The 25,606-nt window shown below is 64.0% G+C and carries 28 protein-coding genes; 15 read left to right on the forward strand and 13 right to left on the reverse strand.

Annotated elements, in window-relative coordinates; genetic code table 11:
- The first annotated feature begins 34 nt into the window (after positions 1–34).
- From pth to E5X34_RS26475, 5 genes are all read left to right on the forward strand, one after another.
- Positions 35–757, forward strand: coding sequence for an aminoacyl-tRNA hydrolase (gene pth / locus E5X34_RS26455; RefSeq protein ID WP_292571056.1), 723 nt, complete (start codon positions 35–37; stop codon positions 755–757).
- Between the two features lie 92 nt (positions 758–849).
- Entirely contained in the window at positions 850–1,953 is a 1,104-nt protein-coding gene (gene ychF / locus E5X34_RS26460) for a redox-regulated ATPase YchF (protein WP_292570962.1), read from the forward strand.
- Between the two features lie 19 nt (positions 1,954–1,972).
- A complete protein-coding gene (corA, locus tag E5X34_RS26465; RefSeq protein ID WP_292570965.1) occupies positions 1,973–2,947 on the forward strand; it encodes a magnesium/cobalt transporter CorA in 975 nt (324 codons plus the stop codon).
- Between the two features lie 113 nt (positions 2,948–3,060).
- Positions 3,061–3,522, forward strand: a complete 462-nt coding sequence (locus tag E5X34_RS26470) for a MaoC family dehydratase (RefSeq protein WP_042647476.1) — start codon at positions 3,061–3,063, stop codon at positions 3,520–3,522.
- Positions 3,519–3,989: a MaoC family dehydratase gene (locus E5X34_RS26475; RefSeq protein WP_126059757.1), complete on the forward strand. Its 471-nt coding sequence runs from the start codon at positions 3,519–3,521 to the stop codon at positions 3,987–3,989. The genes E5X34_RS26470 and E5X34_RS26475 overlap by 4 nt, the downstream gene beginning before the upstream one ends.
- Positions 3,990–4,149: 160 nt before the next feature.
- Here the strand turns inward: E5X34_RS26475 and E5X34_RS26480 are convergent, their stop codons facing one another.
- The 4 genes from E5X34_RS26480 to petA form a co-directional block, all read right to left on the reverse strand.
- Positions 4,150–4,695, reverse strand: coding sequence for an adenine phosphoribosyltransferase (locus E5X34_RS26480; protein ID WP_112127111.1), 546 nt, complete (start codon positions 4,693–4,695; stop codon positions 4,150–4,152).
- A 190-nt stretch (positions 4,696–4,885) separates the two neighbouring features.
- Positions 4,886–5,758 (reverse strand): cytochrome c1, encoded by an 873-nt coding sequence (locus tag E5X34_RS26485; RefSeq protein WP_042647593.1) that lies wholly within the window; start codon positions 5,756–5,758, stop codon positions 4,886–4,888.
- A 21-nt stretch (positions 5,759–5,779) separates the two neighbouring features.
- The gene (locus tag E5X34_RS26490) at positions 5,780–7,081 is read right to left on the reverse strand and encodes a cytochrome b N-terminal domain-containing protein (protein ID WP_292570971.1); all 1,302 of its coding nucleotides are present in this window, start codon (positions 7,079–7,081) and stop codon (positions 5,780–5,782) included.
- A 16-nt stretch (positions 7,082–7,097) separates the two neighbouring features.
- Positions 7,098–7,658: a ubiquinol-cytochrome c reductase iron-sulfur subunit gene (gene petA, locus E5X34_RS26495; RefSeq protein ID WP_042647595.1), complete on the reverse strand. Its 561-nt coding sequence runs from the start codon at positions 7,656–7,658 to the stop codon at positions 7,098–7,100.
- A gap of 311 nt (positions 7,659–7,969) precedes the next feature.
- On the opposite strand from petA, the gene E5X34_RS26500 reads away from it, so the two are divergent.
- Positions 7,970–8,314, forward strand: coding sequence for a cupin domain-containing protein (locus tag E5X34_RS26500; RefSeq protein WP_292571057.1), 345 nt, complete (start codon positions 7,970–7,972; stop codon positions 8,312–8,314).
- A 6-nt stretch (positions 8,315–8,320) separates the two neighbouring features.
- Here the strand turns inward: E5X34_RS26500 and E5X34_RS26505 are convergent, their stop codons facing one another.
- From E5X34_RS26505 to E5X34_RS26525, 5 genes are all read right to left on the reverse strand, one after another.
- Positions 8,321–8,632 carry a DUF6665 family protein gene (locus E5X34_RS26505; protein ID WP_292223990.1) on the reverse strand — a complete coding sequence of 104 codons (312 nt, stop codon included), beginning with the start codon at positions 8,630–8,632 and terminating at the stop codon, positions 8,321–8,323.
- 10 nt (positions 8,633–8,642) lie between these two features.
- A complete protein-coding gene (locus tag E5X34_RS26510) occupies positions 8,643–10,526 on the reverse strand; it encodes an ABC transporter ATP-binding protein (protein WP_292570974.1) in 1,884 nt (627 codons plus the stop codon).
- On the reverse strand, positions 10,523–12,415 hold the full coding sequence (locus tag E5X34_RS26515; RefSeq protein WP_292570977.1) for an ABC transporter ATP-binding protein: 1,893 nt from the start codon (positions 12,413–12,415) through the stop codon (positions 10,523–10,525). The genes E5X34_RS26510 and E5X34_RS26515 overlap by 4 nt, the downstream gene beginning before the upstream one ends.
- 131 nt (positions 12,416–12,546) lie before the next feature.
- A complete protein-coding gene (locus tag E5X34_RS26520; RefSeq protein WP_292570980.1) occupies positions 12,547–14,421 on the reverse strand; it encodes an ABC transporter ATP-binding protein in 1,875 nt (624 codons plus the stop codon).
- Between the two features lie 27 nt (positions 14,422–14,448).
- The gene (locus E5X34_RS26525; RefSeq protein ID WP_292570983.1) at positions 14,449–14,865 is read right to left on the reverse strand and encodes a hypothetical protein; all 417 of its coding nucleotides are present in this window, start codon (positions 14,863–14,865) and stop codon (positions 14,449–14,451) included.
- 446 nt (positions 14,866–15,311) lie between these two features.
- Here E5X34_RS26525 and E5X34_RS26530 point away from each other — a divergent pair, with 446 nt between their 5' ends.
- The 4 genes from E5X34_RS26530 to E5X34_RS26545 all read left to right on the forward strand — a co-directional run bounded on the left by E5X34_RS26530 (position 15,312) and on the right by E5X34_RS26545 (position 18,701).
- Complete coding sequence (locus E5X34_RS26530; RefSeq protein WP_292570985.1) at positions 15,312–15,770, forward strand: tRNA (cytidine(34)-2'-O)-methyltransferase; 459 nt, start codon at positions 15,312–15,314, stop codon at positions 15,768–15,770.
- Positions 15,771–15,918: 148 nt separating this feature from the next.
- Complete coding sequence (gene soxR, locus E5X34_RS26535) at positions 15,919–16,365, forward strand: redox-sensitive transcriptional activator SoxR (protein ID WP_292570988.1); 447 nt, start codon at positions 15,919–15,921, stop codon at positions 16,363–16,365.
- A gap of 147 nt (positions 16,366–16,512) precedes the next feature.
- On the forward strand, positions 16,513–17,409 hold the full coding sequence (locus tag E5X34_RS26540; RefSeq protein WP_292570991.1) for a PIG-L family deacetylase: 897 nt from the start codon (positions 16,513–16,515) through the stop codon (positions 17,407–17,409).
- A gap of 179 nt (positions 17,410–17,588) precedes the next feature.
- The gene (locus E5X34_RS26545; protein WP_292570994.1) at positions 17,589–18,701 is read left to right on the forward strand and encodes a glycosyltransferase family 4 protein; all 1,113 of its coding nucleotides are present in this window, start codon (positions 17,589–17,591) and stop codon (positions 18,699–18,701) included.
- A 35-nt stretch (positions 18,702–18,736) separates the two neighbouring features.
- Here the strand turns inward: E5X34_RS26545 and E5X34_RS26550 are convergent, their stop codons facing one another.
- On the reverse strand, positions 18,737–18,994 hold the full coding sequence (locus tag E5X34_RS26550; RefSeq protein WP_042639873.1) for a hypothetical protein: 258 nt from the start codon (positions 18,992–18,994) through the stop codon (positions 18,737–18,739).
- Positions 18,995–19,114: 120 nt separating this feature from the next.
- On the opposite strand from E5X34_RS26550, the gene hemF reads away from it, so the two are divergent.
- From hemF to E5X34_RS26575, 5 genes are all read left to right on the forward strand, one after another.
- Positions 19,115–20,029 carry an oxygen-dependent coproporphyrinogen oxidase gene (hemF, locus tag E5X34_RS26555; protein ID WP_292570996.1) on the forward strand — a complete coding sequence of 305 codons (915 nt, stop codon included), beginning with the start codon at positions 19,115–19,117 and terminating at the stop codon, positions 20,027–20,029.
- Between the two features lie 258 nt (positions 20,030–20,287).
- Positions 20,288–20,548: a DUF1344 domain-containing protein gene (locus E5X34_RS26560; protein WP_292570997.1), complete on the forward strand. Its 261-nt coding sequence runs from the start codon at positions 20,288–20,290 to the stop codon at positions 20,546–20,548.
- A gap of 276 nt (positions 20,549–20,824) precedes the next feature.
- A complete protein-coding gene (locus tag E5X34_RS26565; protein WP_040989704.1) occupies positions 20,825–21,010 on the forward strand; it encodes a DUF1059 domain-containing protein in 186 nt (61 codons plus the stop codon).
- A gap of 274 nt (positions 21,011–21,284) precedes the next feature.
- Positions 21,285–21,863, forward strand: coding sequence for a hypothetical protein (locus E5X34_RS26570; protein ID WP_126059740.1), 579 nt, complete (start codon positions 21,285–21,287; stop codon positions 21,861–21,863).
- A gap of 105 nt (positions 21,864–21,968) precedes the next feature.
- Positions 21,969–22,949 (forward strand): S8 family serine peptidase, encoded by a 981-nt coding sequence (locus E5X34_RS26575; protein WP_292571001.1) that lies wholly within the window; start codon positions 21,969–21,971, stop codon positions 22,947–22,949.
- A 25-nt stretch (positions 22,950–22,974) separates the two neighbouring features.
- Here E5X34_RS26575 and E5X34_RS26580 read toward each other — a convergent pair whose 3' ends face one another.
- The 3 genes from E5X34_RS26580 to E5X34_RS26590 are packed head-to-tail and all read right to left on the reverse strand — an operon-like array spanning position 22,975 to position 25,516.
- Complete coding sequence (locus E5X34_RS26580) at positions 22,975–24,243, reverse strand: CCA tRNA nucleotidyltransferase (RefSeq protein ID WP_292571003.1); 1,269 nt, start codon at positions 24,241–24,243, stop codon at positions 22,975–22,977.
- Positions 24,240–24,872: a CoA pyrophosphatase gene (locus E5X34_RS26585; protein ID WP_292571006.1), complete on the reverse strand. Its 633-nt coding sequence runs from the start codon at positions 24,870–24,872 to the stop codon at positions 24,240–24,242. Before E5X34_RS26585 ends, E5X34_RS26580 begins: the two co-directional genes overlap by 4 nt.
- A complete protein-coding gene (locus E5X34_RS26590) occupies positions 24,872–25,516 on the reverse strand; it encodes a DUF1285 domain-containing protein (protein ID WP_292571059.1) in 645 nt (214 codons plus the stop codon). The genes E5X34_RS26585 and E5X34_RS26590 overlap by 1 nt, the downstream gene beginning before the upstream one ends.
- Between the last annotated feature and the right edge of the window lie 90 nt (positions 25,517–25,606).

Below are 25,606 nucleotides of genomic sequence, written 5' to 3' on the forward strand. Positions count from 1 at the left end.
CAAGCGTCCGGAGGCGGCGATGCCAGAGAAGACAATGCTTGTCTTTGCAGGCCTCGGCAATCCGGGCGCGAAATACGAAAACAACCGGCACAATGTCGGCTTCATGGCGGCGGACGCGATTGCCCGCCGCCATTCCTTTTCGCCCTGGTCGCGAAAGTTCCAGGGCCTGATCTCGGAAGGCACGCTCGGCGGCGAGAAGGTGCTGCTGATCAAACCGCAGACCTTCATGAACCTTTCCGGACAGTCGGTGGGCGAAGCGCTGCGCTTCTACAAGCTCGAGCCGTCCGCGCTCACCGTCTTCTACGACGAGATCGACCTTGCCGCCGGCAAGCTCAGGGTCAAGGTGGGCGGCGGCTCAGGCGGCCACAACGGCATCCGCTCCCTCGACCAGCATGTCGGCAATGCCTATCGCCGGGTGCGCATCGGCGTCGGCCACCCCGGCGTCAAGGAGATGGTGCACGGCCATGTGCTCGGCGATTTCGCCAAGGCCGATCGCGAATGGCTGGATGTCCTGCTGGACGCAATCGCCGACGATGCGGCTCTGCTCGCCAAGGGCGACGACAATTCCTTCATGAACCGCGTCACGCTCGCCTTGCGTGAAAAACTCGTGCCGACCGGCGATGAGGACCGCCCGCCGCCCAAACCGCCGAAGCAGCAAAGCCATGTCCGTCAGGCGCGCCCGCAGCAGCCGGCGGCAAAGCTTCCCGAGAGCGGCCCGATGGCCGCCATGCTGAAGAAGCTGTTCGGCAAGGAGTGAGCGCCGAACGAACGTCGCCCAGGGCTTGACGTTCGTCACCGCTATCGCCCATAGCCCTCAGCAAAATCGAATTCCGACAGGACTGGACGAACATGGGTTTCAAATGTGGCATCGTTGGCTTGCCCAACGTCGGCAAGTCGACGCTGTTCAATGCGTTGACCAGGACGGCCGCCGCGCAGGCCGCCAACTATCCTTTCTGCACCATCGAGCCGAACACCGGCGAGGTGGCGGTGCCGGATCCGCGCCTGCAGAAGATCGCGGCGATCGGCAAGTCTAAGGAGATCATCCCGACCCGCATCTCCTTCGTCGATATAGCCGGCCTGGTGCGCGGCGCCTCCAAGGGCGAAGGGCTGGGCAACCAGTTCCTCGCCAACATCCGCGAGGTCGACGCCATCGTGCATGTGCTGCGCTGCTTCGAGGATGACGACATCACCCATGTCGAGGGCCGCATCGATCCGGTCGCCGACGCCGAGACCGTCGAGACCGAGCTGATGCTCGCCGACCTTGAAAGCCTCGAGCGCCGCATCGTCCAAATCCGCAAGCGGGCCGCCGGCAAGGACAAGGAAGCCATGGCCGTCCTGCCGATGATGGAGGCGTCGCTCGAATTGCTGCAGGCCGGCAAGCCGACGCGATTCCTGCTCAACGGCATCGCGCCGGAGGATCTGCGCATCCTGCAGGGGCTGAACCTGCTCACCTCGCATCCCGTTCTCTATGTCTGCAATGTCGCCGAGGCGGACGCCGCCACCGGCAACGAGCACACGCGCGCGGTGGAGAAGATGGCGGCCGCGCAGGGCGCCGGCACGGTGGTGATCTCGGCGGCGATCGAGGCGGAAGTCGCCCAGCTTTCCGACGAAGAGGAAATGGAGTTCCTTGCCTCGATCGGCCTCGACGAGCCGGGCCTCAACAAGGTGATCCGCGCCGGCTACGAGCTCTTGCATCTGATCACCTACTTCACCGTCGGGCCGAAGGAGACGCGCGCCTGGACAATCCACAAGGGCGATAAGGCGCCGCAGGCGGCCGGCGTCATCCATACCGACTTCGAGCGCGGCTTCATCCGCGCCCAGACCATCTCCTACAACGACTTCGTCACACTGGGCGGTGAAGTAGCCGCCAAGGAAGCCGGCAAGGCGCGCGACGAAGGCAAGGAGTATGTCGTCCAGGACGGCGACATCATGCTGTTTAAGTTCAACACCTGATCCTTCAGGAGACCCGGCGATGATAAAAACCTTCGTCGTGGACAATGACCGCCTGCGCCTCACCGAGGATCTCGCGGCGGATGGCGACAGGGTCGTCTGGGCCGATCTCTTCAACCCGACCAAGGAGGAAGAGGCGCGCATCGAGAGCTGGCTGGGCATAGCCATCCCGACCCGCGAGGAGATGGAAGAGATCGAGATTTCGAGCCGCCTCTATATCGAGGACGGCGGCTACTTCATGACCGCCGTGCTGCCGGCGCAGACCGAGGCCGACGATCCTTTGATGTCGCCGGTGACCTTCGCGCTTGCCGGCAATCGGCTGATCACCATCCGCTATCACGAACCCAAGGCCTTCAAGACCTTCCCGCTGCGCGCCGAGAAGGTGGCGACCGGCTGCACCAGCGGCGATACCATCTTGATCGGTCTTTTGGAGGCGATCGTCGACCGCCTGGCCGACATCCTCGAACGCGCCGGCCGCGACGTCGAAGCGATCTCGCGCGACATTTTCGAGGCGCGCTCGACCAAGGCCTCCAAACGCAACCGCGATTTCCAGGAATTGCTCAAAGGCATCGGTCGCAAGGAAGATCTCGCTTCCTCGGTCCGCGACAGCCTGATCTCGCTGCAGCGTCTCACCGGCTTCCTCGCCCATGTCGCGGCCCAGACCAAGATGAGCAAGGATGTGCGCGCCCGTATCAAGACGCTGTCGCGCGACGTGCTGTCGCTCGCCGACCATGCCACCTTCCTGTCGCAGAAGATCTCCTTCCTGCTCGACGCCACGCTCGGCATGATCTCGATCGAGCAGAACGCCATCATCAAGATCTTCTCGGTCGCCGCCGTCATCTTTCTGCCGCCGACGCTGGTCGCCTCGATCTACGGCATGAATTTCGACATCATCCCCGAGCTCAAATGGGAGTTCGGCTATCCCTTCGCCATCGGCCTGATGGTGGTCTCGGCCATCCTGCCCTTCTGGTACTTCCGCCGCCGCGGCTGGCTCTGACAGCGTCGCCCGGCGACGGCTGGCTTACCAGAAATCACTTGACCAAATTGCCTTGGACCTTCATCCGGGAATGCCGATTTGGGGATCACGCATTCGTCAACCGGATTGTCAGCATGACCGGAAAGACCTGGGCCTATGAGGATTTCGTCGAGGGCTCCTCGCTCGACCTCGGCAGCAAGACTGTAAGCGCTGCCGAGATCATCGAATTCGCCTCGGAATTCGATGCCCAGCCGATGCATCTCGACGAGGAAGCTGGCAAGGCGAGCATCCTCGGCGGGCTTTCGGCTTCGGGCTGGCACACCTGCGCGATGTTCATGCGCATGCTGTGCGACGCCTTCCTGCTCGATTCGACCTCTCAAGGGTCGCCCGGCATCGAGCATGTGAAATGGAAGAAGCCGGTTCTGGCCGGCGACACCTTGCGCGGCACGGTCACGATCCTGTCCAAGCGCCAGTCCAAATCGCGGCCCCAACTCGGCTTGATCACCATGCGCAGCGAACTGGTCAACCAGCGCGGCGAGAGTGTCTTCGAGCTGGAGAACACCGGCATGTTCCTCAGCCGCGAGGCCGCGGCATGACCCTCGACGAATTCTTCCTGATCGGCCAGACCGTCACCCTCGGCTCGCACAAATTCGAGGCCGACGAGATCAAGGCGTTCGCCAGGAAATACGACCCGCAGGTCTTCCATGTCGATGAGGAGGCGGCGAAAAAGAGCGTGCTCGGCGGGCTCTGCGCCTCGGGCTGGCACACCGCCGCCACTTGGATGAAATACAACCTCGCAAAGCGCATGGAGACCGAGGGCGTGCGCTGGACCGGCCCCGGCCCGCAGCCCGAATTCGGCCCCTCGCCCGGCTTCCGCAATCTGAAATGGCTGAAGCCGGTCTACGCGGGCGAGACGGTGACCTTTACGCGCACCGCGCTGGCGCACCGCCCGCTCGCGGGACGCCCGGGCTGGAACCTGCTCACGCTGCGCTCGGAAGGGTTCGATTCGACCGGCGACAAGGTCATCGAATTCGACAGCGCCGTGCTGGTGAAGGTGGAGTAGTGTCTCTTCCTTCTCCCTTCGTGGGAGAAGGTGGATCGGCGCGCAGCGCCGAGACGGATGAGGGGTGTTCCAGCGGAGTGAGACGCTGGTGGCATCTGGAGCACCCCTCATCCGTCGCCTTTGGCGACACCTTCTCCCACAAGGGGAGAAGGGAAAGCCGCTAATGCCCCTCATACCCGATCAGCGTCCTGACCGGCACGCCGAGCGCTTCCAGCTTCTTGCGGCCGCCGAGATCCGGCAGGTCGATGACGAAACAGGCCGCGACGATGTCGGCGCCGATCTGTCTGAGCAGCCTCACCGCTGCTTCCGCGGTGCCCCCGGTGGCGATCAGGTCGTCGACCACGATCACCTTCTCGCCGGGCGAGACGCCGTCCTTATGCATCTCCATCTCGTCCAGGCCGTATTCGAGGCTGTAGGCCACGCGCACCGTCTCGTAGGGAAGCTTGCCCTTCTTGCGGATCGGCACGAAGCCGGCCGAAAGCTGGTGCGCCACCGCGCCGCCCAGGATAAAGCCGCGCGCCTCAATGCCGGCGATCTTGTCGATCTTCAGCCCGGCATAGGGATGCACCAGTTCGTCGATGGCGCGGCGGAAGGCGCGGGCATCGCCAAGCAGCGTGGTGATGTCGCGAAACAATATGCCGGGCTTGGGGTAATCCGGAATGGTGCGGATGGCCGCAAGCAGCGTGTCTTCGAGCGAGGATTTCATCGAGGCTTTCCGCGTGTCCGGCTGTCGGATTTGGCGTCGGCCATTGCTGCCCGACGCGACCGACAAGGGCTACCGCGATGTCGCGCCAGAGACAAGCACATCCGGCAAAGGATCGGCACCGACCGGCCTTGGTCACAACGAAAAGGGCGCCTGCGCGGCGCCCCTTGAAGCTTTGCTATTTGGCCGCGGCTCAGTGCGCGACGTCGGCCCACACCCTGCGCTTGGTCATGTAGACCAGCGCGCCGAAGAGCAGCAGGAATATCATGACGCGGAAGCCGGTCTTCTTGCGGTCCTCGAGATGCGGTTCGGCGGCAAACATCAGGAAGGCCGAGACGTCACGAGCATACTGGTCGACGGTCTGCGGCGAGCCGTCGTCATAGGTGACCTGGCCGTCCGAGAGCGGCTTCGGCATCTTCAGCGACACGCCGGATAGGAAGTACGGATTGTAGTGCGTGCCTTCCGGGATCACCATGCCGGCCGGCGGCGTCTGGTCGTAGCCGGTGAGCAGCGAGTGGATGTAATCCGGGCCGCCCTGCGCATACTGGGTGAAGATATCGAAGATGAAGCGCGGGAAGCCGCGCTCGACGCCGCGTGCCTTGGCGAGCAGCGACATGTCCGGCGGGGCGGCGCCGCCATTGGCGGAAGCCGCGGCCTGCTCGTTCGGGAACGGCGCCGGGAAGTGGTCCGACGGCTTGCCGGGACGATCGAACATGTCGCCGGCGTCGTTCGGGCCGTCATGGATGGTGTATCCGGCGGCCAGCGTCTTGATCTGTGCTTCCGAATAGCCGAGCCCCTCCAGCGTGCGGAAGGCCACCAGGTTCATCGAATGGCAAGCCGAGCAGACTTCCTTGTAGACCTTGAGGCCGCGCTGCAGTTGCGCCTTGTCATAGGTGCCAAACGGACCGGCGAAGCTCCAGCTCATTTCCTTCGGCTCGTTGATCGGGAAATGCGTCGGCGCGGCCGCGTTGTGTTCCTCTTCCGCGGCGATGGCCCCAGCACTTGACATCCAGGTGCCCGCGACCACCAGGCCGAGCAGCGCCAGCGAGGTGAGAATCTTCTTCATACCCAAAATCCCCTCAGATCCTCAGCCTTTGGTTTCCGGCGCGGCGGTCGCGCCTGCCGGATGTCCGCTGCCGCCCTTGTTCTTTTCCAGCACCGCTTCGGTGATCGAGTTCGGCAGCCTGCGCGGCGTCTCGATGAGGCCGAGCACCGGCATGATGACCAGGAAGAAGGCGAAGTAGAACAGCGTCGCCATCTGCGCCATGAACACGTAAGCGCCTTCCGCCGGCTGCGAGCCCAGCCATCCAAGCAGAATGGCGTCGGCCACGAACAGCCAGAAGAACAGCTTGTACCACGGACGGTAGACCGCCGAGCGCACCTTGGAGGTGTCGAGCCACGGCACCAGGAACAGCATGGCGATGGCGCCGAACATGCACAGCACGCCGCCAAGCTTGGAGTTGATCGGGCCGATGTTGAAGGTGATGGCGCGCAGGATCGCGTAGAACGGCAGGAAGTACCATTCCGGAACGATGTGGGCCGGCGTCTTCAGCGGGTTGGCGACCGTGTAGTTGTCCGGGTGGCCGAGATAGTTCGGCAGGTAGAAGACGAAATAGGCGAAGAAGAACAGGAACACGATCATGCCGAACGCGTCCTTGATGGTCGCGTAGGGCGTGAAGGCGACAGTGTCGGTCTTCGACTTGACCTCGATGCCGGTCGGGTTCGACTGTCCGACCACATGCAGCGCCCAGATGTGCAGCACAACGACGCCGGCGATCATGAACGGCAGCAGGTAATGCAGCGCGAAGAAGCGGTTCAGCGTCGGGTTGTCGACGGCGAAGCCGCCAAGCAGCAATTCCTGGATCCAGTTGCCGACCAGCGGAATGGCGCTGAAGAAGCCGGTGATGACGGTGGCTCCCCAGAAGCTCATCTGACCCCAGGGCAGCACATAGCCCATGAAGCCGGTGGCCATCATCAGGAGGTATATGATGCAGCCGAGGATCCACAGAAGCTCGCGCGGCGCCTTGTAGGAGCCGTAGAACAGGCCGCGGAAGATGTGGATGTAGACGGCGACGAAGAAGAACGAGGCGCCGTTGGAATGGAGATAGCGCAGGAGCCATCCCGAATTCACGTCGCGCATGATCTTCTCGACCGAATCGAAGGCGAGATTGGTGTCGGACGTGTAGTGCATCGCCAGCACGATGCCGGTCAGGATCTGCGAGACCAGCATGATCGACAGGATGCCGCCGAACGTCCACATGTAGTTGAGGTTGCGCGGTACCGGATAGGCGACGAAGCTGTCATAGATCAGCCGCGGCAGCGGCATGCGCGCATCGAACCAGCGCTCGATACCGGTCTTGGGCGTGTAGGTCGAGTGTCCCTCGCTCATCGAAATGTCCCCTGCCTCAACCGATAAGGATCTTGGTATCGGAAATGAACTTGAATACCGGGATCGCCATGTTCTCCGGCGCCGGGCCTTTGCGGATGCGGCCGGCGGTGTCGTATTGCGAACCATGGCACGGGCAGAACCAGCCGCCGAAATCGCCTTCCTGGCCGAGCGGGATGCAGCCGAGATGGGTGCAGACCTGCACCATCACCATCCAGGCTTCCTTGCCGGGCGTCGTGCGGTTGGCGTCGGTCGCCGGCGCGTCGGACGGCAGGTTGGCATTGCGCGCGATCGGGTCTTTGAGATCGGCGAGATTGACGGCCTCGCCGTCCTTCATTTCCTTTTCGGTGCGGTTGCGCACCACCACTGGCTTGCCGCGCCATTTGACGATCAGCGAGCTGCCCGGCTGCAGCGAGGAGACGTCGACCTCGACCGAAGCGAGAGCCAGTGTCGAGGCGTCAGGGCGCATCTGGTCGATGAACGGCCACGCGACGGCTCCCGCGCCGACAACGGCGGCCATGCCGGTGGCTACGTAGAGAAAATCGCGACGGTTGGGATCGTGGATGTCGGTTGCGCTCACGGGTGCCTGATCCTTTCGCCTCTTCCTAACCGGAGGCCGAGCCTTGTCCCCGCTCAATCGCACCTGCCCGACAGCGCATGGCGAACAGGCTAGCGAATTCCTCCGGCATTTGGATTTTCGGTTTATGCGTGCGGCCCGTTTTTGTCCAGCGGGGTGAGGCCACAAGGGCAGATTGTCGCGGGGATGCGCGGCGGCCGTGACCGACGCGTTCCTACCAGGCCGCCGGACGGCGTGAAACAGCGGGAAATCCGGGATGAATCGAGCCCTTGTTCGCCTCGACATCCGCTCCTGGCCCGGTCTATTCTGCCGCCATGGCGCATGTCATTGAACGCGACAGCTGGGCCGAAGCCCCCGACCGCTGGAAGGGCGAGCTGCAATGCGGCCAGTTCGGCGCCAATTCCTGTCTGATCTTCAATTACCAGGAGAAGATCGGCGGCGGCCCGCGCCTGCACAAGCATCCCTATGCGGAGATCTTCGTCATCCGCTCCGGCACCGGCCTTTTCACCATCGGCGACCAGGAAATCAGGGCAACCGCCGGCCAGATTCTGATCGTGCCCCCCGACACGCCGCACAAATTCACCAATCTCGGCCCCGGTCCGCTCGAAAGCACCGACATCCACGAGAACGGTCACTTCATCACGGAATGGCTGGAATAGCGGTTTTTAGCTAGCGCCTAGCCTGACCAGCACGGCCCTCGGGATGTCGTATTCGCGGATCACCGCATCGTGCTTGCGCAAGCCGCAGAGCTCGCGCTGGATGAAGTAGGCATGGACGGCCGCGGCGGCTTCCTTGAGCAGCCGGTTGCGGTGCTCGCCCTCCCCACTCTGGCGCAATCTGGCAAGGGTTTCCTCCACGCGTTGGCCGGCGCGGCCGAGCGCTGCGGCTTTCTCGGCGAGGATTTCGTGGCCGAGCAGGTCGAGCGCGCTTTCCTGCGCGCCTGAGCGTCCGAAATTGGTAGGCATACGTACCGACATGACCCCCGTTCTACTCCGCCGGCCGCGTCTCTTCCAGCGCGCTTTCCTCGTTGAACAGGAAGCCGCCGGACTGCCGCTTCCAGAGCCGCGCATAGAGCCCGTCGAGCGCCACCAGCTCGTCATGCGTGCCCTGTTCGACGATGCGCCCGCCGTCGAGCACCACCAGCCGGTCGAGCGCCGCGATGGTGGAGAGCCGGTGCGCGATGGCGATCACGGTCTTGTTTTCCATCAGCCGGGTCAGATTCTCCTGGATCGCAGCCTCGATGTCCGAATCGAGCGCCGAGGTCGCCTCGTCGAGAATCAGGATCGGCGCGTCCTTGAGGAAGACGCGCGCGATGGCGACGCGCTGCCGCTGCCCGCCGGAGAGCTTCACGCCGCGCTCGCCGACATAGGCGTCGTAGCCGGCGCGACCGCGGTTGTCGCGCAGTCCCAGGATGAAGTCATGCGCCTCGGCCTTTTGGGCCGCGGCGATCACTTGCGCGTCGGTGGCATCCGGCATGCCGAGCTTGATGTTGTCGCGCAGCGAGCGGTGGAACAGCGCCGTGTCCTGGCTGACGACGCCGATATTGCCGCGCAGCGAGTTCTGCGTCACATGCGCGATATCCTGCCCATCGATCAGGATCCGGCCGCCTTCGCGGTCGTAGAGGCGCAGGATCAGATTGACCAAGGTCGTCTTGCCGGCACCGGAGGGGCCGACAAGGCCGACCTTCTCGCCCGGATGAACGACAAGGTCGATGCCGTCGAGCACTCCTGCCCCCTTGCCGTAATGGAAGGTGACGTTGCTGACCTCGATGCCGCCCCCGGTGACGACAAGTTCCTTGGCGTCCGGGGCGTCGGTCAGGCCGAGCGGCTGCGAGATCATCGCCTTGGAATTCTCCAGCACACCGAGATTTCGCAGAATGCCGTTGAGCTGCATCATCACTCTTCCAAGCAGCATGTTGAGCCTGAGGACGAGAGAAAGCGTGAAGGCGACAGCGCCGACCGTGATCGAACCCTCGACCCACAGATAGATGGCGAAGCCGGCGATCGCGGTGATCATGACGCCCGACAGCGTCGTCAGCGCCATGCGCACGCCGGTCAGACGGCGCGTGAACGGCCGCAGCGCGTCGAGATAGATGTCGAAACCGTTCCTGATGTAGCGGTCGTCGCCATCCGCCGAGAACAGCTTCAGCGTCTGCACGTTGGAGTAGGAATCGACGATGCGGCCGGTGATCATCGACCCGGCCTCGGCTGTCGCCTCGGCATGCTTGCGAATCTGCGGCAGATAGAGTTTGGCCAGCCAGCCGAACACGGCGATCCAGACCACCACCAGAACCGCCAGCCTGAGGTCCAGGCCGGCGACCAGCGCCAGCGTCGTCACGGTATAGATGATCATGAACCAGATGACCTCGATGAAACTTTCCATCAGGTCGCCCGTCGCCTGCCCCGCCTGCCAGACCTTTGTCGCGATGCGGCCGGCGAAATCGTTCTGGAAGAAGGCATAGGACTGACGCGAGACATGCCGGTGCGCCTGCCAGCGCACCAGATTGTAGAAGCCTGGCGTGATCGTCTGCTCGTCGACCAGCGCCGAGAGGCCGACGACGGCCGTGCGGATGACGAGCACGACCGCGCCCATGAACAGCAGCTCGGGGCCGGCCGCGGCCCACAGCGCGTGCCAGCTGCGTTCGCCTGGCAACTGGTCGAGGATGTCGACCAGCCTGCCGACGAAATAGAACAGGCCGGCCTCGACCAGCGGCGCGATGCCGCCGATGATCAGCATGGCGAAGAAGGCAAGCTTCGCCTGTCCGACATAGTGCCAGAGGAAGCCGCCGACGCCGGCGGGCGGCCGCAGATTGGCGGGCTCGCGGAACGGGTAGACCCAGTGCTCGAACCAGCGATAGATGGCCTGCATCATTCGGCGGCTTCACCTTTCGTCGGCGGAGCGTCGGCGAGCGGCTTTTCCTCTAGCAGGAACCCACCCGACTGGCGCCGCCAGAGCTGTGCGTAGAGCCCGCCCTTGGCGATCAGCGCCTCATGCGAGCCGTCCTCGACGATGCGGCCCTTGTCCATGACGACGAGCCGGTCCATCGCCGCGATGGTCGACAGCCGGTGGGCGATGGCGATGACGGTCTTGCCCTGCATGAGCTTGTAGAGGTTCTCCTGGATGGCGGCCTCCACCTCCGAATCGAGCGCGGATGTCGCCTCGTCGAGGATGAGGATCGGCGCGTCCTTCAGCATAACGCGGGCAATTGCGATGCGTTGCCGCTGGCCGCCTGAGAGCTTCACGCCGCGCTCGCCGACAAGCGCCTCATAGCCGCTCTGCCCATGCGGATCCGTCAGCCCCGCGATCACCTCGTCAATCTGGGCGGCTTTGGCGGCGTTGAGCATCGCCTCGTCGCTGGCTGACTGGCGCCCATATTTGAGGTTCTCGCGAACAGATCGATGCAAGAGCGAGGTGTCCTGATTGACGAAGCCGATCGCCGCGCGAACGCTCTCCTGCGAGACGTTGCGGATGTCCTGCCCATCGATCAGCACCTTGCCGTCCTGCACGTCGAACAGCCGCAGCACGAGATTGACCAGCGTCGATTTGCCGGCCCCGGAACGGCCGATCAGGCCGACCCGCTCGCCCGGCGCGATCTTCAGCGACAGATTGTCGATGACGCCGCCTTTGCCGTCCTTGCGCCAATAGTTGAAGTTCACCCGGTCGAACTCGATGCCGCCGGCGGTCACGACAAGGGCCGGTGCGTCCGGCTGGTCCTGCATGACGATCGGCCGCGCGATCGTCGTCATCGAGTTGCTGGCGACGCCGATCTGCCGGAAGACATTGGCGCCGACATCGAGGATCCTGCCGGAGATGTTGGCGATCTGCAGCGCGAACGGTATCGCGGTGGCCACGGCGGCGGTGGTCATCGTTCCGGCGTTCCAGCCGGCGAGCGCCAGCCAACTCACGGCGATAAGCAGCGCCGCGTTGAGGACGAACAAGGCCGACCACATCAGCGTGAAAACGCGCATCAGCTGGTAGAATGTGTCGGCATGCTCGACCACCGCTTGCGAGACATATTTGTCTTCGTGCTCGCCGGTCGAGAATGTCTTGAGCGTCAGGATGTTGGTGTAGCTGTCGACCATGCGGCCGCTCACCTGCGACCACCGCTCCGACAATTGGGACGAGCGTTGCGTGATCCTGGGCATCGCGGACCAGAAGATCAGGCAATAGAACACCAGCCAGACCGCCACGACCGCCAGCAGAAGCGGGTCGAGCCGCGCCAGCACCACGATGGCGACCGCGACGAACACCAGCGCGTACCAGACGGCATCGACGGTGAGGTTGACGCTCATCTCCACCGAATCGCCGCTCTGCATGACCTTGGTTCCGATGCGGCCGGCAAAGTCGTTCTGGAAGAACGACCAGTCCTGGCGCACGACATGCCAGTGGCTCTGCCAGCGGATGAGGTCGATGAGGTTCGGCGCGATGGCATGGTTGCGGATCAGCGCATCGACGACCATCGACAGCGGACGCAAAAGCACGACGAAGGCCATCAGGACGAGCAGCGGCCCATGCGCGGCGAACAAATCGCCGGGCTTGGTGCTGGCAAGCAGGCCGACAATCAGGCCGACGAAAATCGGCAGCATCGCGTCGACGATCGCCGCTACGGCAACGATGATCATGCGCAGCCGATAGGCGGCGCGAAATTGCCTTATGAAATACCAGTAGAACCGCCAAAGCCCCATTGGCGGCTGCCTGTCGTCGGCCAGCGCCACCGGCGAATAACGGCTTTCGAACCAGGTGAAGATGCGGTCGAACATTTTTCTCTCGTGGAGGCCACAACCCGCCGGCGCCCGATCTGGGCGCCGGCGGGCCTGTGACCCTGCGGTGGTTACGCCCGGGATCGATTCCCCGCAATCGCCGTAACCTGTTGGTGTTGATCGCGATCGCGTTACTCCGCCGCCATCTCGGTCGCCTTGGCGTCAGTCTCGGCCGGTCCATCATCGAGCAGGAAGCCGCCGGACTGACGCTGCCAGAGCTGGGCATAGAGCCCGCCCCTCGCGACGAGTTCCTCATGCGAGCCTTCCTCGATGATGCGGCCCTTGTCCATGACGACGAGCCTGTCCATTGCCGCGATGGTCGACAGCCGATGCGCGATGGCGATGACGGTCTTGCCCTGCATCAGCTTGTAGAGGTTCTCCTGGATCGCCGCCTCGGCCTCCGAATCGAGCGCCGAGGTCGCCTCGTCGAGGATCAGGATCGGCGCGTCCTTCAGCATGACGCGGGCGATCGCGATGCGCTGCCGCTGGCCGCCGGAGAGTTTCACGCCCCGGTCGCCGACATGGGCATCGAAGCCCTTGCGGCCGTTATGGTCCGAAAGCCCGCCGATGAAATCGAGCGCCTCCGCCCGCCGCGCCGCCTCGATGAGCATCTCGTCGGTCGCGTCCGGCCGGCCATAGAGGATGTTCTCCTTCACCGAGCGATGCAGCAGCGAAGTGTCCTGCGTCACCATGCCGATCTGCGCGCGCAGCGAATCCTGCGTCACTGCCGCGATCTCCTGGCCGTCGACGAGGATCCTGCCGCTTTCCAGGTCGTAGAAACGCAGCAGCAGATTGACCAGCGTCGACTTGCCGGCGCCGGAACGGCCGACGATGCCGACCTTCTCGCCGGGTTTCACGGTGAGCGACAGGTTCTCGATGACGCCCTTCTGCTTGCCGTAATGGAAGCGGATGTCCTCGAAGCGGATCTCGCCCTGGCTGACGGCGATATCCTTCGCGCCCGGCCTGTCTTCGACCAGGCGCGGCAGCGAGATCGACTGGATGCCGTCCTGCACCGTGCCGATATTCTCGAACAGCCCGGACATCTCCCACATAATCCATTGCGACATGCCCCACATTCTGAGCACAAGGCCAATGACCACCGCGACCGCGCCGATCGTGACCGCCTGGCCGAGCCACAGCCACAGCGAGATCGCCGTCACGGAAAACAGAAGCAGCGAGTTCAGGACGTAGAGCAGGCCGTAGAGTACCGTCACCAGCCGCATCGAGCGGTAGACGGTGTCGAGGAAGCTCGCCATGCCTTCCCTGGCGAAGGTCGCCTCGCGGCGCGCGTGGCTGAACAGCTTCACCGTCTGGATGTTGGTGTAGCTGTCGACGACGCGGCCCGTCATGGTCGAGCGCGCATTGGCCTGCTCCTCGCCAACCTTGCCCAGCCGCGGGATGAAAAAGCGCAGGAGACCGACATAGCCGACCAGCCAGACGGCGAGCGGTGCCGCCAGCCGCCAGTCGGCCGAGCCGACGATGAACAGCATGCCGAGGAAATAGACGATGACGTAGTTCAAGACGTCGATCAGCTTGATCACGCATTCGCGCACGGCGAGCGCCGTCTGCATCAGCTTGGTGGCGATGCGGCCGGCGAATTCGTCCTGGTAGAAAGCCATCGACTGCTTGAGCAGATAGCGATGCACCTGCCAGCGGATGCGCATGGGATAATTGCCCATCAGCGTCTGCTGGTTGAGCAGCGAATGCAGCCAGACCGTGCCCGGCAGCGCGAACAGCACGACGAAAGCCATGCCGGCGAGCTTCCAGCTCTCGGTCTGCAGGAAGGTTTCGCGGTTCTGCCCCGACAGCCAGTCGACGATGCGGCCCATGAAGCCGAACATCCACACTTCGGCGATGGAGATCGCCGTCACCAGCACCGCATCGAGGAGGATGTAGGGCCAGGCGCCGCGCGTATAATGCACGCAAAACGCGACCAGCGTCTTCGGCGGCTCGACCGGCTCCGCGGCGGGAAACGGATCGAGCCTCTGTTCAAACCAGCGGAACATTCCAGGCACTCACGATGCTATGCGCGCTCACGCAGCGCGGGATTGATGGGCTAGGCTTTGCGGCCGCGCGGCATTGCGGGCCGGCGATACGGAATCATCCGCATCGCCGGCCTTGCTGCTCGCAATATAGGGTTTCGCCGGCATTTCGCCGACAGGCTCGTTCGACGATCCTGACGGCGCCGAGCTTCCCGACGAAAAGCCGGAGCCTGCCCGGTTTCGGTCGCCCGGCCGGAACAGACGGACGATCCGGCGCACCAGCGTCGGCCGGCTGTGGTCGGGCACCGCGCGCGAGAAATCGACATCCGGCAGCATGCCGCGATGCGGCCGGCGCCTTTCCTCGGCATGCACCGCCGACGAATAGGTCTCGCCGATCAGCAGCGCCCAGGTCGCCGCCTTGCGCTCATGCAGGCTTCTTGAACCCGGTATCTTGTAGGGATCGAACATTGGTCCGTCCTCCATATGCAAATGCGTTAAAAAGGGTGATACGGCCTCGATCCCCGGCATTCGACCGAAGGCGCGGATCGAATCGGCCGTAACGGCGCGGCAAGCGTCGGGCTCGACACGTTCAGTTGGGGCGTGGCGCCCCTTTGGCAGTTTGAAAAACATCGCAAGATTCCTTCGAAGGCCGAAAACTGGGTTCGGCGGGAATCGGTGCGATGAAGACTTAAAGTGTCAGAAGAATCGTCGTACCGAAACCGCCATTGGGCATAGGAGAGCCCAGGAGAGGCGCTGGATGTGCATGGTCATCATGTGTTCCCCTCCATTCGGTTTGGGTTGACGATGATGGTCCTATACTCGACTTCGCAGAAGATGGCCACCCGCCAGCCCAGAAATCGCCGAAAGCGGGAGATGCCTGTGGCCGATCTGCCACTTATTAGCAGGATGCGAAAATGAACGATCGTCTCCGCATCGCGCTCTACCAGCCGGATATCGCCGGCAACACCGGGACCATCCTGCGCTTCGCCGCCTGCCTCGACATCGCCGTCGATATCATCGAGCCTGCCGGATTCCCGCTCTCCGATCGGGCGCTGAAACGGGCCGGCATGGACTACCTCGAAATGGCGACGCTCACCCGCCACGCCGACTGGCACGCCTTCGAGGAATGGCGAAACGCGCATGCGCGCCGCCTGGTGCTGCTCACCACCAAGGCCGCGACTACCTACACCGACTTCGTTTTCGCCGCCGGCGACATCCTCCTGTTCGGCCGCGAATCCGCCGGCGTCACGGAACAAGTCCACCAGGCGGCGGATGCGCGACTGACCATTCCGATGCGAGCGGGCGCGCGCAGCATCAATGTCGCGCTGTCGGTCGCCATGGTCGCGGGCGAAGCGCTCCGCCAGCTCGGCTAGGACGCGTCGCGTTTCCTCGCTATCCCGAACGGCTGTCCCTTCCGCCGTCATTTTCACCCAGGCGCACATCGTCTTCTCCTGCGTTTGCCATATGGTCCTCCCTTCGCTACAAGCTCAACTTAACTTGAGGTCAAGCGGGAATTTGGAAATGGCTCCGGTGAGGGAATTGACGGTCGGCCAGGTCGCCATGCGCAGCGGCGTCGCGGTATCGGCGCTGCATTTCTACGAGGCGCGTGGGCTGATCCGCAGCCACCGCACGGCCGGCAACCAAAGGCGCTACGGCCGCGACGTGCTGCGCCGCGTGGCGATCATCCGCGTCGCCCAGGAGGTCGGCATCTCGCTGGCCGACATCGCCCGCGCGTTCCAGTCCCTGCCCGAAGAGCGCACGCCGACGCGCGAGGACTGGAACCTGCTTTCAACAGCCTGGCGCGACGAGCTCGATCAGAAGATCGCTCAGCTCAAGAAATTGCGCGACGGCCTGACCGACTGCATCGGCTGCGGCTGCATGTCGATCGACAAGTGCCCGTTGAGGAACAAGGAAGATCGGCTGAGCGCCCAAGGGTCGGGAGCAAGGCGACTGGTGGTTGCGCGCTGACCCTCCATTGCAGTCGCCTTTCAAGACAGACGGGATGGACGCCACTCGCCTGGAGACAGGCCATTGCCGCGAGCCTGCGCCAGTCCGCATTTTTGACGGTTTTGCCAAAGATAATCCTTGCAAGACAAGGATTTGGTCTGCAGGAGAATGCCTTCGACCCTGGATTTCTATAAAGGCCGAGCGGACCGCGCGGGCATGAATTGTAACGCCATCGCTTCCCTTGGCCCGAAGGCCCTGCAAGGCCTGAGCCTGACCGCGCAGGATTTCGCCTCGCGCTGGCGCGCCGCTCCGGCCGGCCTCGGCGAGGCTTCGACGCATGATCTCTATCTTGCGCCCCATTGCGACGACATCTGTTTTTCGCTGGGAGCTTTCGTGCTTCGACGGCGGAAAGGCATTCTGCTCACCTTGTTCTCGCAGTGCGGCTATGTGGCCCAGCCGGGAGCGGTCGCGGCGCATGACGCCGAGCGTATCGCCGCGATCTCCAGCCTGCGCCAGCGCGAAGACCTCGCCTTTGCGGAACAGGTTGGCCTGCGCCTCTGCTTCGGCGGGCTCGACGAGGCGCCGCTCCGCGGGCACGCCCCCTTCGACATCGCCAAGGTGGAAGATGATGCGCGGCAGCTTGACGAAGCGGTCGTCGCGGCGATCTTTGCCGCGGCAACGGAGCAGCCCAAGGATCTGCGGCCCTGGCTCTTCTGCCCGATGGCCATCGGCGGGCATATCGACCACATGGTAGTCCTCAAGATCGTGTTACGGCACTACAACGCCCTGCGGGCGCGCTGGCGCATCGCCTTCTATGAAGATCTGCACTATGCCTCCGTCCGGCGGACGCGGGCGGCGGGGCTTGCCAGGTTCCAGGGCCTTGCCGCGCAATTGAAGCCCCGGCGCTCGCTTTGGCCCATTGGCGCGGCGGCCGACAAGCTGGCGCTCGTTGCGCTGTATCCGAGCCAGTTCGCGGAACCGCCAGCGTCGATAAAGCCATTCACACCGGCCCAGGGCATCCCGGCCCCGGCGCATGAGGCGCTCTGGAGCACCGGGCCCGCATGACGCGTGCCAACCAGTCCTTGCCGCCGCTGCGCCTTGCGTGGACAGCGCTGGCCAAAAGCTGGTCGAGCAAGATCGACAAATTGCGCCGGCTGGCGGGCCGCCCTGGGCGGGGAATGCCTCTCGCCGCATATCAAGAGCCGTTTTCCGCCCTGATGCGCTCATCGGGAAATCTTGCCGACTTGCGTCCGCATTTGCTCGTCCTGGTGCCCTGGCTGCCGATCGGCGGCGCCGAAGTGCTGCTGGCTGACATCCTCGACAGCCTCAAAGCGGAATGGCGCCTCAGCATCGTCACCACCCAGACCGGCGACCAGGCGCTGGCGCCAGCATTTGCGGCGATCACTTCCGAAATCTACCATCTGCCTGATCTGCTCGCCCGGCGATATTGGTTCGAATTCGTCGCCGCGCTCATGGCCTCGCGCGATTCCAAGGCGATCGTGTCAAGCGGATCTCGCTTCCTCTACAAGAACCTGAAGCGGATCAAGGCGCGCTTTCCGGCCATCCGGAGCTACGACATCCTGCACAATGACGCGCCAAAGGCGCATTTGGCCTCGGCGCTGCGTGCCAGGCTTCACATCGATCGCCTCATCGCGGTGAACGAAAGGATCGGACGCTCGCTCGCCCGTGGCGGCGCTCGCCCCGGGACGGTGGCTGTCATCCCCAACGGCGTCGACTACGAAGGCGTCTTCAATCCGCGAGGGGTCGACCGCGCCGCGGCCCGCAGGCGCTTCGGCGTCGAGGAGGATACCTTCGTGATCGGCTTCGTCGGGCGGATGAGCGAGGAAAAACGCCCTCTCGCCTTCCTGGCGGTGGCGGCGCCAATTCTCGCCGCCCATCCTCATGTCCGCCTTCTCGTGCTGGGGGACGGCCCTATGACCAAAGCGTTTCGCGATGCGGCCGATGCCGCCGGCATCTCCGACCGCCTGCATCATTTGCCCCGCCTAGACCGGGAGGCGATGCCGCGCTTCTACGCCGCCTGCAGCATCCTCGTGATGTCGTCGCGCATCGAAGGCACACCGTTGGCGATGCTTGAGGCATTGGCGATGGGCTGCCCGGTGGCGACCACCGATGTCGGCGATGCGGCGCTCGTCATCCGCGAAGGCATCAACGGCTTCATCGTTCCGATCGCGGTTCCGGAAGCGCTGACGCCGCGCATTGCCAGGCTGGTCGGCGACGCGGCGGCCCTCCAGCGGATGAGCGCTGCCGCTCGGCAGTCGATCATCGACACGGGACGGTCGGCAGACGCGATGCTCGCCGCCTACAGGGCATTGATGCGACCGGAAATGCCCGCGTAACGCCGAAGGCCGTGGCGGCGAAGATGGGCCGCGCTTCAGTCGGCCGCCGGCAGTCGCCGCATGGTGAATTCGATCACATCGCCCGGGCGTTCGAACCAGCTTTCGATCTCGGTCCAGTAGGCCTGCTTCGGAAAGCGCTCGAACCACTCCTTCGCCTTGAGGCGAGCGGCGGGCCTCGGCAGCACGAAGGTCTCGCGCAGGAAACCGTCGCGCGGCAGGTTTGCGCGTTCGGCCCGCGAGCGCTCCAGCCTCTTCTTCAAGCCATCCAGCGGCGGTCTTGCCGGGGTGCGCATGAAGGAACTCCCTTGCACCTTGGTCAGACAGGACTTGACCCTTGTCCTTAAGAGATTAGGGATCGCGCCGATAAAAGACGAGTCATTTGTCAGGCAAGCGGCCTGTGACTGGAGACTGAATTGGAAAGACCTGACCTTCCGGTTGGCCTGCCGGGTGATATCGAGCAGAAGAAGATGAAGGCCCGCCTCTGGTTCGAGGCCTTGCGCGAGCGCATCTGCGCCACCTTCGAGCAGATCGAGCAGGAGCTTCAGGGACCGCTGTCCTCATGGTCGCCCGGCCGTTTCGAGAAGACGCCGTGGGAGCGCGACGAAGGCCGCGGTGGCGGCGGCACCATGGCGATGATGCGCGGCCGGGTCTTCGAGAAGGTCGGCGTGCACACTTCGACCGTCCATGGCGAATTCTCGCCGGAATTCAGGAAGCAGATACCCGGCGCCGAGGAGGATCCGCGCTTCTGGGCAAGCGGCATCTCGCTGATCGCGCATCCCTGGAATCCCAACGTGCCTGCCGTGCACATGAACACGCGCATGGTCGTCACCACGCGCCAATGGTTTGGCGGCGGCGCCGATCTGACGCCGGTGCTCGATCACCGCCGCACCCAGGACGACCCCGACACGGTCGCCTTCCATCGCGCCATGCAGTTCGCCTGCGAGAAGAACGCCGCGGTCGCCGACTATCCCAAATTCAAGGCCTGGTGCGACGAGTATTTCTTCCTGCCCCATCGCAACGAGCCGCGCGGCATCGGCGGCATCTTCTTCGACTGGCTGCATTCGGGCGAGGACAAGGGCGGCTGGAACGCCGATCTCAATTTCGTCCAGGACGTCGGCCGCTCGTTCCTGGTCGTCTATGCCCATCTGGTGCGGGGCAACTTCAACCAGAACTGGACCGATGGCGAGCGCGACGAACAGCTGATCCGGCGCGGCCGCTACGTCGAATTCAACTTGCTTCACGATCGCGGCACCATCTTCGGCCTGAAGACCGGCGGCAATGTCGCCTCGATCCTGTCCAGCCTGCCGCCCGAGGTAAAATGGCCGTAACGATCCGGTGAGCGCGGCCATGGCCGCATTGCTGTCCCATTCGCCGAATCTTGGCGGGTAATGTGGCAGGGACGATATCTTTTTCGTCTAATATCCATTTGAAAAAATTGAGCTATTTAAAGTCGTCGGGTCGGGAAGCGCCGGCGGCAGAGGTGGCGATCATCGCATCCCATGGCCGTGACTCGACGCGACTTGACGGCCCTGATCAAGAAGGGGCGCCTGATCCAATGGGCGCCCTTATTTCCAGGAGAGCATGCCATGCGCAAGCTTATCGTGACGGCGGCTACCGCCGCCTTCCTCGCCTCCGGTGGCGCCGCGTTCGCGGCGGTCAAGCACACCACGGGAACCGTGAAGAGCTTTGATGGAACGGCCATGAGCCTGGTTCTGGACAACGGATCGACCTTCACCTTGTCCAAGGCCTTCAAGGATCCCGGCATTCAGACCGGCGAGAAGGTCCGCGTGTCCTGGGACATGAGCGGCAAGAAGAAGATCGCCGAGGCCGTCAAGATCATGAAGTAACGGCTGGAGCAATTCCAGGAAAGCTGCGCGGCGAGGCATAGCAGGCTCAGGCGGCGCGAAGGGCGGAGAACCAGTGCTCCGCCCTTCGGTTCATGCTTTTGCCGCGCCGACCGCTCTCGGTCACTTCTTCGTGCAACCGAAAGCGGCGGCATGTGTTATTGATATCCATCCGCGCAATCCTACGGAAACGCGCATCGGCCTTCGGCGGGATTGCATAAGACAAATGGCTGGAGCGCTCTGGCCGAGCGGCCCCGTCGCGAGGAAAGGAAAATCCCCATGAAGGAATTTCAATGCGGATCGCTGGTTCCCGGCTGTGACTGGCACACGCGCGCCGAGGAAGAAGCGGAGGTCATGCGCCGTGCCGTCGAGCATATGCGTGAAACGCATGGCGAGACCATCATCCGCGAGACGATGATCGAGGCGATCCGCTCACGGATACAGAAGGTCCGCGACGCCGCCTGAGCGGTCAAATGCCGGAATTCGAGCCACGCAAGCCGACAGGCAAGAGCGGAACGTTGCTTCCGGCCAACGGCGCTCTCTCTGCAGGCGGTCTTTGGGATCGCCGGCAGAGGCATTCCTCCGCATAATTCAAGCAAATTCCTATATTCGTAGCGGCTTGGATAACTTCCCGGTAACGCTCCGCGTGCGACTGTCCAACCCATGATCCGGCCGGAGGGCTGCCCGAGGAGCCTTCGCCATCAAGGCGCTGTCCGGAATGGGGCGAGGTGCTTCGCGTATGCGCGAGCGGTCCAACATCCGAGGCGGTTTCTGCACGGCGATGCTCTTGGCGTGCGCGTTCCTCTTTGCGCCTGCCGCGGCCGCGCAGGAATGGACCACCTCGCTCGTCGATGTCCATCAGGGCTCTCCGCTCAGCGACAAGGCCAGGGGCCTCGGCACTGGCGGCTATGAATTGCAGAGCGGAAGCTGGGTCTCCTTCAGCCGTTGGTATCACGCGAGTTGGGTCGACATGCATGTCGACTTCCTCACTCAGATCACGCCCGATACGGGCTTTCTCTGGGGGTTCGGCACCGGCGAGCAAGCCGAGAAATATCGTATCGAGCCGAGCCTCAAGCTCGGATTTCTCACCCAGACCCATCCGAATCCCAACAGCACCCTGTCCCTGTCGGTCACCACCACAATCGGCGGCAACCTGACGGAAAAGCCCTGCGAGGCCGACTACGGCGAGTTCGGAACCTACAGCGTCAATTGCCGGCTGGCGGCGGGCGAGACCGCGCCTGAGGAAACGCTGAAGTATCTGGTCAGCGCCAGGCCGGAGACCATGCATCTCTGGCTGAACTACCGTCTCACTTTCTGATCGGAGGGCAGGCAAATGAAATCATCTTGTCCCGAAACTCACGATCGCCCGTCCTGGTTCTGTCTGACTGGAGAATACCTGGTTCTGTCTGACTGGAGAATAAACATGTCGGTTAAGTCCCTGAAGTTCGGCCTCGTCGCCGCCTTGGCCATTCTTTCAGCGCCGGTGGCATCGGCGCAGGAAGCTCTCAGCCAGGACGAAATGGCTGCGCTCTGCCACGGCGGCGGGTCCATCTGCGTGAGCGCCACGATCCCGGTCGTGCGCTCGACGCAGGCCGTGCAGAGTTGGATGAGCCCCGACGTCGGTGCCGCATGGGCCGCCGGTTACAAGGGCAAGGGCGTCACCATTACCATGGTCGACGACTTCAGCAGTTCAGATCGCTTCTCCGGCAATTTCGGGATCGGCGTGCAGACGCAGCGGCACGGCGAATGGACGCGCGAGGAGGCAAGCATGATTGCTCCCGCCGCGACCATCCGCTCCAAGGATTTCTCGACGGGCACCGCCGTTTCGCTGGCACGCGGTCTCAACGTGCTGAACCTCAGCTACGGCATGTACACAACCGCGGGCTACAGCGTGAATCAGATCTGGTGGGCCCCGGAAGAGGCCTCGATCATCAACTATGCGACCAGGGGAACGGCCGTCGTCTCGAAGGCGGCCGGCAACGACGCGGTGGCTGTCGGCGGGATCACCGGTGGCCAGCAGGACTATCTCGACCTTGCCCTGATCGGCAAACCAACGGCGATCTTCGTCGGCGCGCTGTCGACGAACGGCACCACGGCCAACAAGGCCCAGCTCGCCTGGTATTCAGATTATGCCGGCTCGAACCCCGCTGTGCAGAGCCACTTCCTCGTGGTCGGCGTCGAAGGCGACAAGACCGGTCTCTACGGAACGTCGTTCGCCGCGCCGATCATCTCGGGCTACGCCGCGATCATCGGCAGCAAGTTCACCAAGGCGACGCCGGTTCAGATCACCAACGACCTGCTCAACACGGCCCGCACCGATACGCTGGTGAACTATAACCCGTCCATCTACGGCAAGGGCGAGGCAAGCCTTTCGCGGGCGCTGGCGCCCGTGGCGATACACTGACAGGCGCGCCGGTCGCCTAGCGGAACTAAGGCTCCAGGGCCTGCGCGGCGCGTTCCATGAGCGCGCCGCGTTCCAGGGTGAAGCCCGACGCGACCCATTCCCTTTCGAGGTTCTTCAGCGTCGCGCCAAGCTTCGGCCCCGGCGACGCCCCAAGTTCGGTCAGGTCGACGCCCTTGATCGGAAACACCGGTTTTGTCCATTTCAGCGTGAAGTTGAGCAGGCGTGAAAGGCCGCCAGCCTCCATCATTGCCTGGTTGTCTTCCACGGCACGCGTCCGCGCGGCGGCAAGCGCCAGCCGGATGCGGTCGAGATAGCCGTCGCGATCGCCGTAATAGAGTTTCTTGGCCAGTTCGGTCTCGGTCATCTTCGCGTCCGGGGCGATGGTCAGCGCCCAGTGCCGCAGGCGAGCGGCCTCGTCATTCGAAAGCCGCAGCCGCTCGCCAAGCGTCTTCATGCGCACGGCATCGGGCGGGACGATTGCCTCGAGCCGCAGCATCGGATCGGCGGTCCAGCCGAGATCCTTTCCGGTCCTGGCCAGGCCGTGGATGGCATCAATGCCCCATTTCTCGCTTTCCGGGAGCACGGCGGTCAGCACGCCGGCCTGGCGCATCCAGAGCAGGGCGCGCGAAGGGTCCGGAGCCGACAGCAGCTTCTTCAGTTCGGACCAGACGCGTTCGGCAGAAAGCTGGGCAAGCCCCTCCTTCAGCCTGGCGCAGGCCTTCAGGCCTTCGGCATCGGGCCGGCCGTCGCCATACCAGGCGAAGAAGCGGAAAAAGCGCAGGATGCGCAGATAATCCTCGCGGATGCGCGCCTCCGCGTCGCCGATGAAACGCAGCCGCCGCGCCTCGATATCGGCAATGCCGCCGACGAGATCGACGACCGTGCCGTCGGCTTCGGCATAGAGCGCGTTGATGGTGAAGTCGCGCCGCTCGGCGTCAAGCTTCCAGTCGCGCCCGAAAGTCACTTTCGCCCGGCGGCCGTCGGTCTCGACATCAGCGCGCAGCGTGGTGACTTCATAGGGCTTGCCGCCCGCAATCACGGTGATGGTGCCGTGTTCGATCCCTGTCGGCGCCGTCTTGAAGCCGGCCGCCTCCGCGCGCCGGATGGTCTCTTCGGGCAGTGTCGTCGCGGCGATGTCGATATCGGCCACCGGTTGGCCAAGCAGCGCATTGCGCACCGCGCCGCCGGCGACACGCGCTTCCTCGCCGCCCCGCTTCAGCGCGGCCAGCAATTGCTGCAGGGCCTTGTCGCCAAGCCAACCGGCCTGGCTCGAGAGGGACAGCTCGACGCTCACGCATAAAGCCTTTCATACAGCGTGCGGATGATGCCGGCGGTGACGCCCCAGATTCGCTGGTCGCCATAGGGCATATCGTAGAAGAACCATTCGAGATCGTTCCACATGCGGCTGTCGCGCGTGTGGTTGGCCGGGTCCATCAGGAAACTCAAGGGGACCTCGAAGGCCGCGTCGACTTCGTCGGCATTGAGCGTCAGCGAAAAGCCCGGCCGCACCACCGACAGCACCGGCACGATGCGGTAGCCGCTGCCCGACACATAATCCGGCATGCGGCCGATGATCTCGATATGGTCGCGATCGAGGCCGATCTCCTCGAAGGTCTCCCGCAGCGCGGTCGCCTCCGGACTGGGGTCGGTCGCATCGATCGTGCCGCCTGGAAAGGCCACCTGGCCGGAATGGCTGCGCAGCTTCTCGGCGCGCTTGGTGAGCAGCACCATGGCACCCTCGGCGCGGTCGACGACCGGGATGAGCACGGCCGCGTCCCGCAGCGGCTTGACGTGCTGGAGCCTGGGATGATCGGGATTGAAGCGATGATCGCCGAAATCCTCGCCAGGAGTGATAGCGGCCTGCGCGGCGGCCCGCGCCCGGAAATCCGCGATCGAAAACGGCGCCCGCGTAACCTGGTCCATCACGCGCTCAGCCGTTTCAGTTTTTCGGCAGGCATGATCGGATAGACCTCGCCGCCAGAGCGGACGGCGAACATCGCCTTGCCGTCGATGTCGATCTCCTCGCCATGCGCGACCAGCTCATACATCACAGCCCGCGCCACCAGCGCCTCCAGCCGTCCGCGCACCAGCACGTAGGGTTTCAGCCCACCGGTTTCGTCCTCGTCGACGAAACGCAGCGGATGGCCGGGCCCGGCGGCGACAACGTCGCCGACATTGGTGCGGAAGGTGATGACTTGGTCGTCGCCGCTCCCGGACGCATTCATTTCGACGGCGATGAAAGGCGCGTCGACGACTCGTATTCCGACCCGCTCGACCGGGGTCACAAGATAGGTCTTTCCGTCGGCATCCTTGCGCAGCACGCTGGAAAAGAGCTGCACCAGCGGCATGCGGCCGATCGGCGTGCCGAGATAGAACCAGGTGCCGTCCGCCTTGATCTCCATGTCGAGGTCGCCGCAGAAATCCGGATTCCAGCGCTCGACCGGCGCCGGCCCCTTGCCCGCCCGGGCCGCGCGCGAGATCAGCGCCTCAAGGCCGCGCGCCTCGGTAGCGCTCGTCAAGCTCTGCTCACCCGGGCTTTGTTCACGATGTTCGCTGCGTTCGGCCATGGTCACGAAATAGTCACTGTTGTCCCGATTGTCAGCCTTGTCCGCCCAAGTCTGTGATTTAAGTTCAATTGCAGGCGCCAGGTGAGGCCG

Origin of the sequence: Mesorhizobium sp. (assembly GCF_004963255.1) — a bacterium.
Taxonomy (GTDB): Bacteria; Pseudomonadota; Alphaproteobacteria; order Rhizobiales; family Rhizobiaceae; genus Mesorhizobium.

Excerpts from the sequence above, each read along its gene's own strand:
- pth (WP_292571056.1), top strand. The coding sequence starts at position 35 with ATGCTTGTCTTTGCAGGCCTCGGCAATCCGGGCGCGAAATACGAAAAC.
- ychF (WP_292570962.1), top strand. The coding sequence starts at position 850 with ATGGGTTTCAAATGTGGCATCGTTGGCTTGCCCAACGTCGGCAAGTCG.
- corA (WP_292570965.1), top strand. The coding sequence starts at position 1,973 with ATGATAAAAACCTTCGTCGTGGACAATGACCGCCTGCGCCTCACCGAG.
- E5X34_RS26470 (WP_042647476.1), top strand. The coding sequence starts at position 3,061 with ATGACCGGAAAGACCTGGGCCTATGAGGATTTCGTCGAGGGCTCCTCG.
- E5X34_RS26475 (WP_126059757.1), top strand. The coding sequence starts at position 3,519 with ATGACCCTCGACGAATTCTTCCTGATCGGCCAGACCGTCACCCTCGGC.
- E5X34_RS26480 (WP_112127111.1), bottom strand. The coding sequence starts at position 4,695 with ATGAAATCCTCGCTCGAAGACACGCTGCTTGCGGCCATCCGCACCATT.
- E5X34_RS26485 (WP_042647593.1), bottom strand. The coding sequence starts at position 5,758 with ATGAAGAAGATTCTCACCTCGCTGGCGCTGCTCGGCCTGGTGGTCGCG.
- E5X34_RS26490 (WP_292570971.1), bottom strand. The coding sequence starts at position 7,081 with ATGAGCGAGGGACACTCGACCTACACGCCCAAGACCGGTATCGAGCGC.
- E5X34_RS26500 (WP_292571057.1), top strand. The coding sequence starts at position 7,970 with ATGGCGCATGTCATTGAACGCGACAGCTGGGCCGAAGCCCCCGACCGC.
- E5X34_RS26505 (WP_292223990.1), bottom strand. The coding sequence starts at position 8,632 with ATGTCGGTACGTATGCCTACCAATTTCGGACGCTCAGGCGCGCAGGAA.
- E5X34_RS26510 (WP_292570974.1), bottom strand. The coding sequence starts at position 10,526 with ATGATGCAGGCCATCTATCGCTGGTTCGAGCACTGGGTCTACCCGTTC.
- E5X34_RS26515 (WP_292570977.1), bottom strand. The coding sequence starts at position 12,415 with ATGTTCGACCGCATCTTCACCTGGTTCGAAAGCCGTTATTCGCCGGTG.
- E5X34_RS26520 (WP_292570980.1), bottom strand. The coding sequence starts at position 14,421 with ATGTTCCGCTGGTTTGAACAGAGGCTCGATCCGTTTCCCGCCGCGGAG.
- E5X34_RS26525 (WP_292570983.1), bottom strand. The coding sequence starts at position 14,865 with ATGTTCGATCCCTACAAGATACCGGGTTCAAGAAGCCTGCATGAGCGC.
- E5X34_RS26530 (WP_292570985.1), top strand. The coding sequence starts at position 15,312 with ATGAACGATCGTCTCCGCATCGCGCTCTACCAGCCGGATATCGCCGGC.
- soxR (WP_292570988.1), top strand. The coding sequence starts at position 15,919 with ATGGCTCCGGTGAGGGAATTGACGGTCGGCCAGGTCGCCATGCGCAGC.
- E5X34_RS26540 (WP_292570991.1), top strand. The coding sequence starts at position 16,513 with ATGCCTTCGACCCTGGATTTCTATAAAGGCCGAGCGGACCGCGCGGGC.
- E5X34_RS26550 (WP_042639873.1), bottom strand. The coding sequence starts at position 18,994 with ATGCGCACCCCGGCAAGACCGCCGCTGGATGGCTTGAAGAAGAGGCTG.
- E5X34_RS26560 (WP_292570997.1), top strand. The coding sequence starts at position 20,288 with ATGCGCAAGCTTATCGTGACGGCGGCTACCGCCGCCTTCCTCGCCTCC.
- E5X34_RS26565 (WP_040989704.1), top strand. The coding sequence starts at position 20,825 with ATGAAGGAATTTCAATGCGGATCGCTGGTTCCCGGCTGTGACTGGCAC.
- E5X34_RS26570 (WP_126059740.1), top strand. The coding sequence starts at position 21,285 with ATGCGCGAGCGGTCCAACATCCGAGGCGGTTTCTGCACGGCGATGCTC.
- E5X34_RS26575 (WP_292571001.1), top strand. The coding sequence starts at position 21,969 with ATGTCGGTTAAGTCCCTGAAGTTCGGCCTCGTCGCCGCCTTGGCCATT.
- E5X34_RS26585 (WP_292571006.1), bottom strand. The coding sequence starts at position 24,872 with ATGGACCAGGTTACGCGGGCGCCGTTTTCGATCGCGGATTTCCGGGCG.
- E5X34_RS26590 (WP_292571059.1), bottom strand. The coding sequence starts at position 25,516 with ATGGCCGAACGCAGCGAACATCGTGAACAAAGCCCGGGTGAGCAGAGC.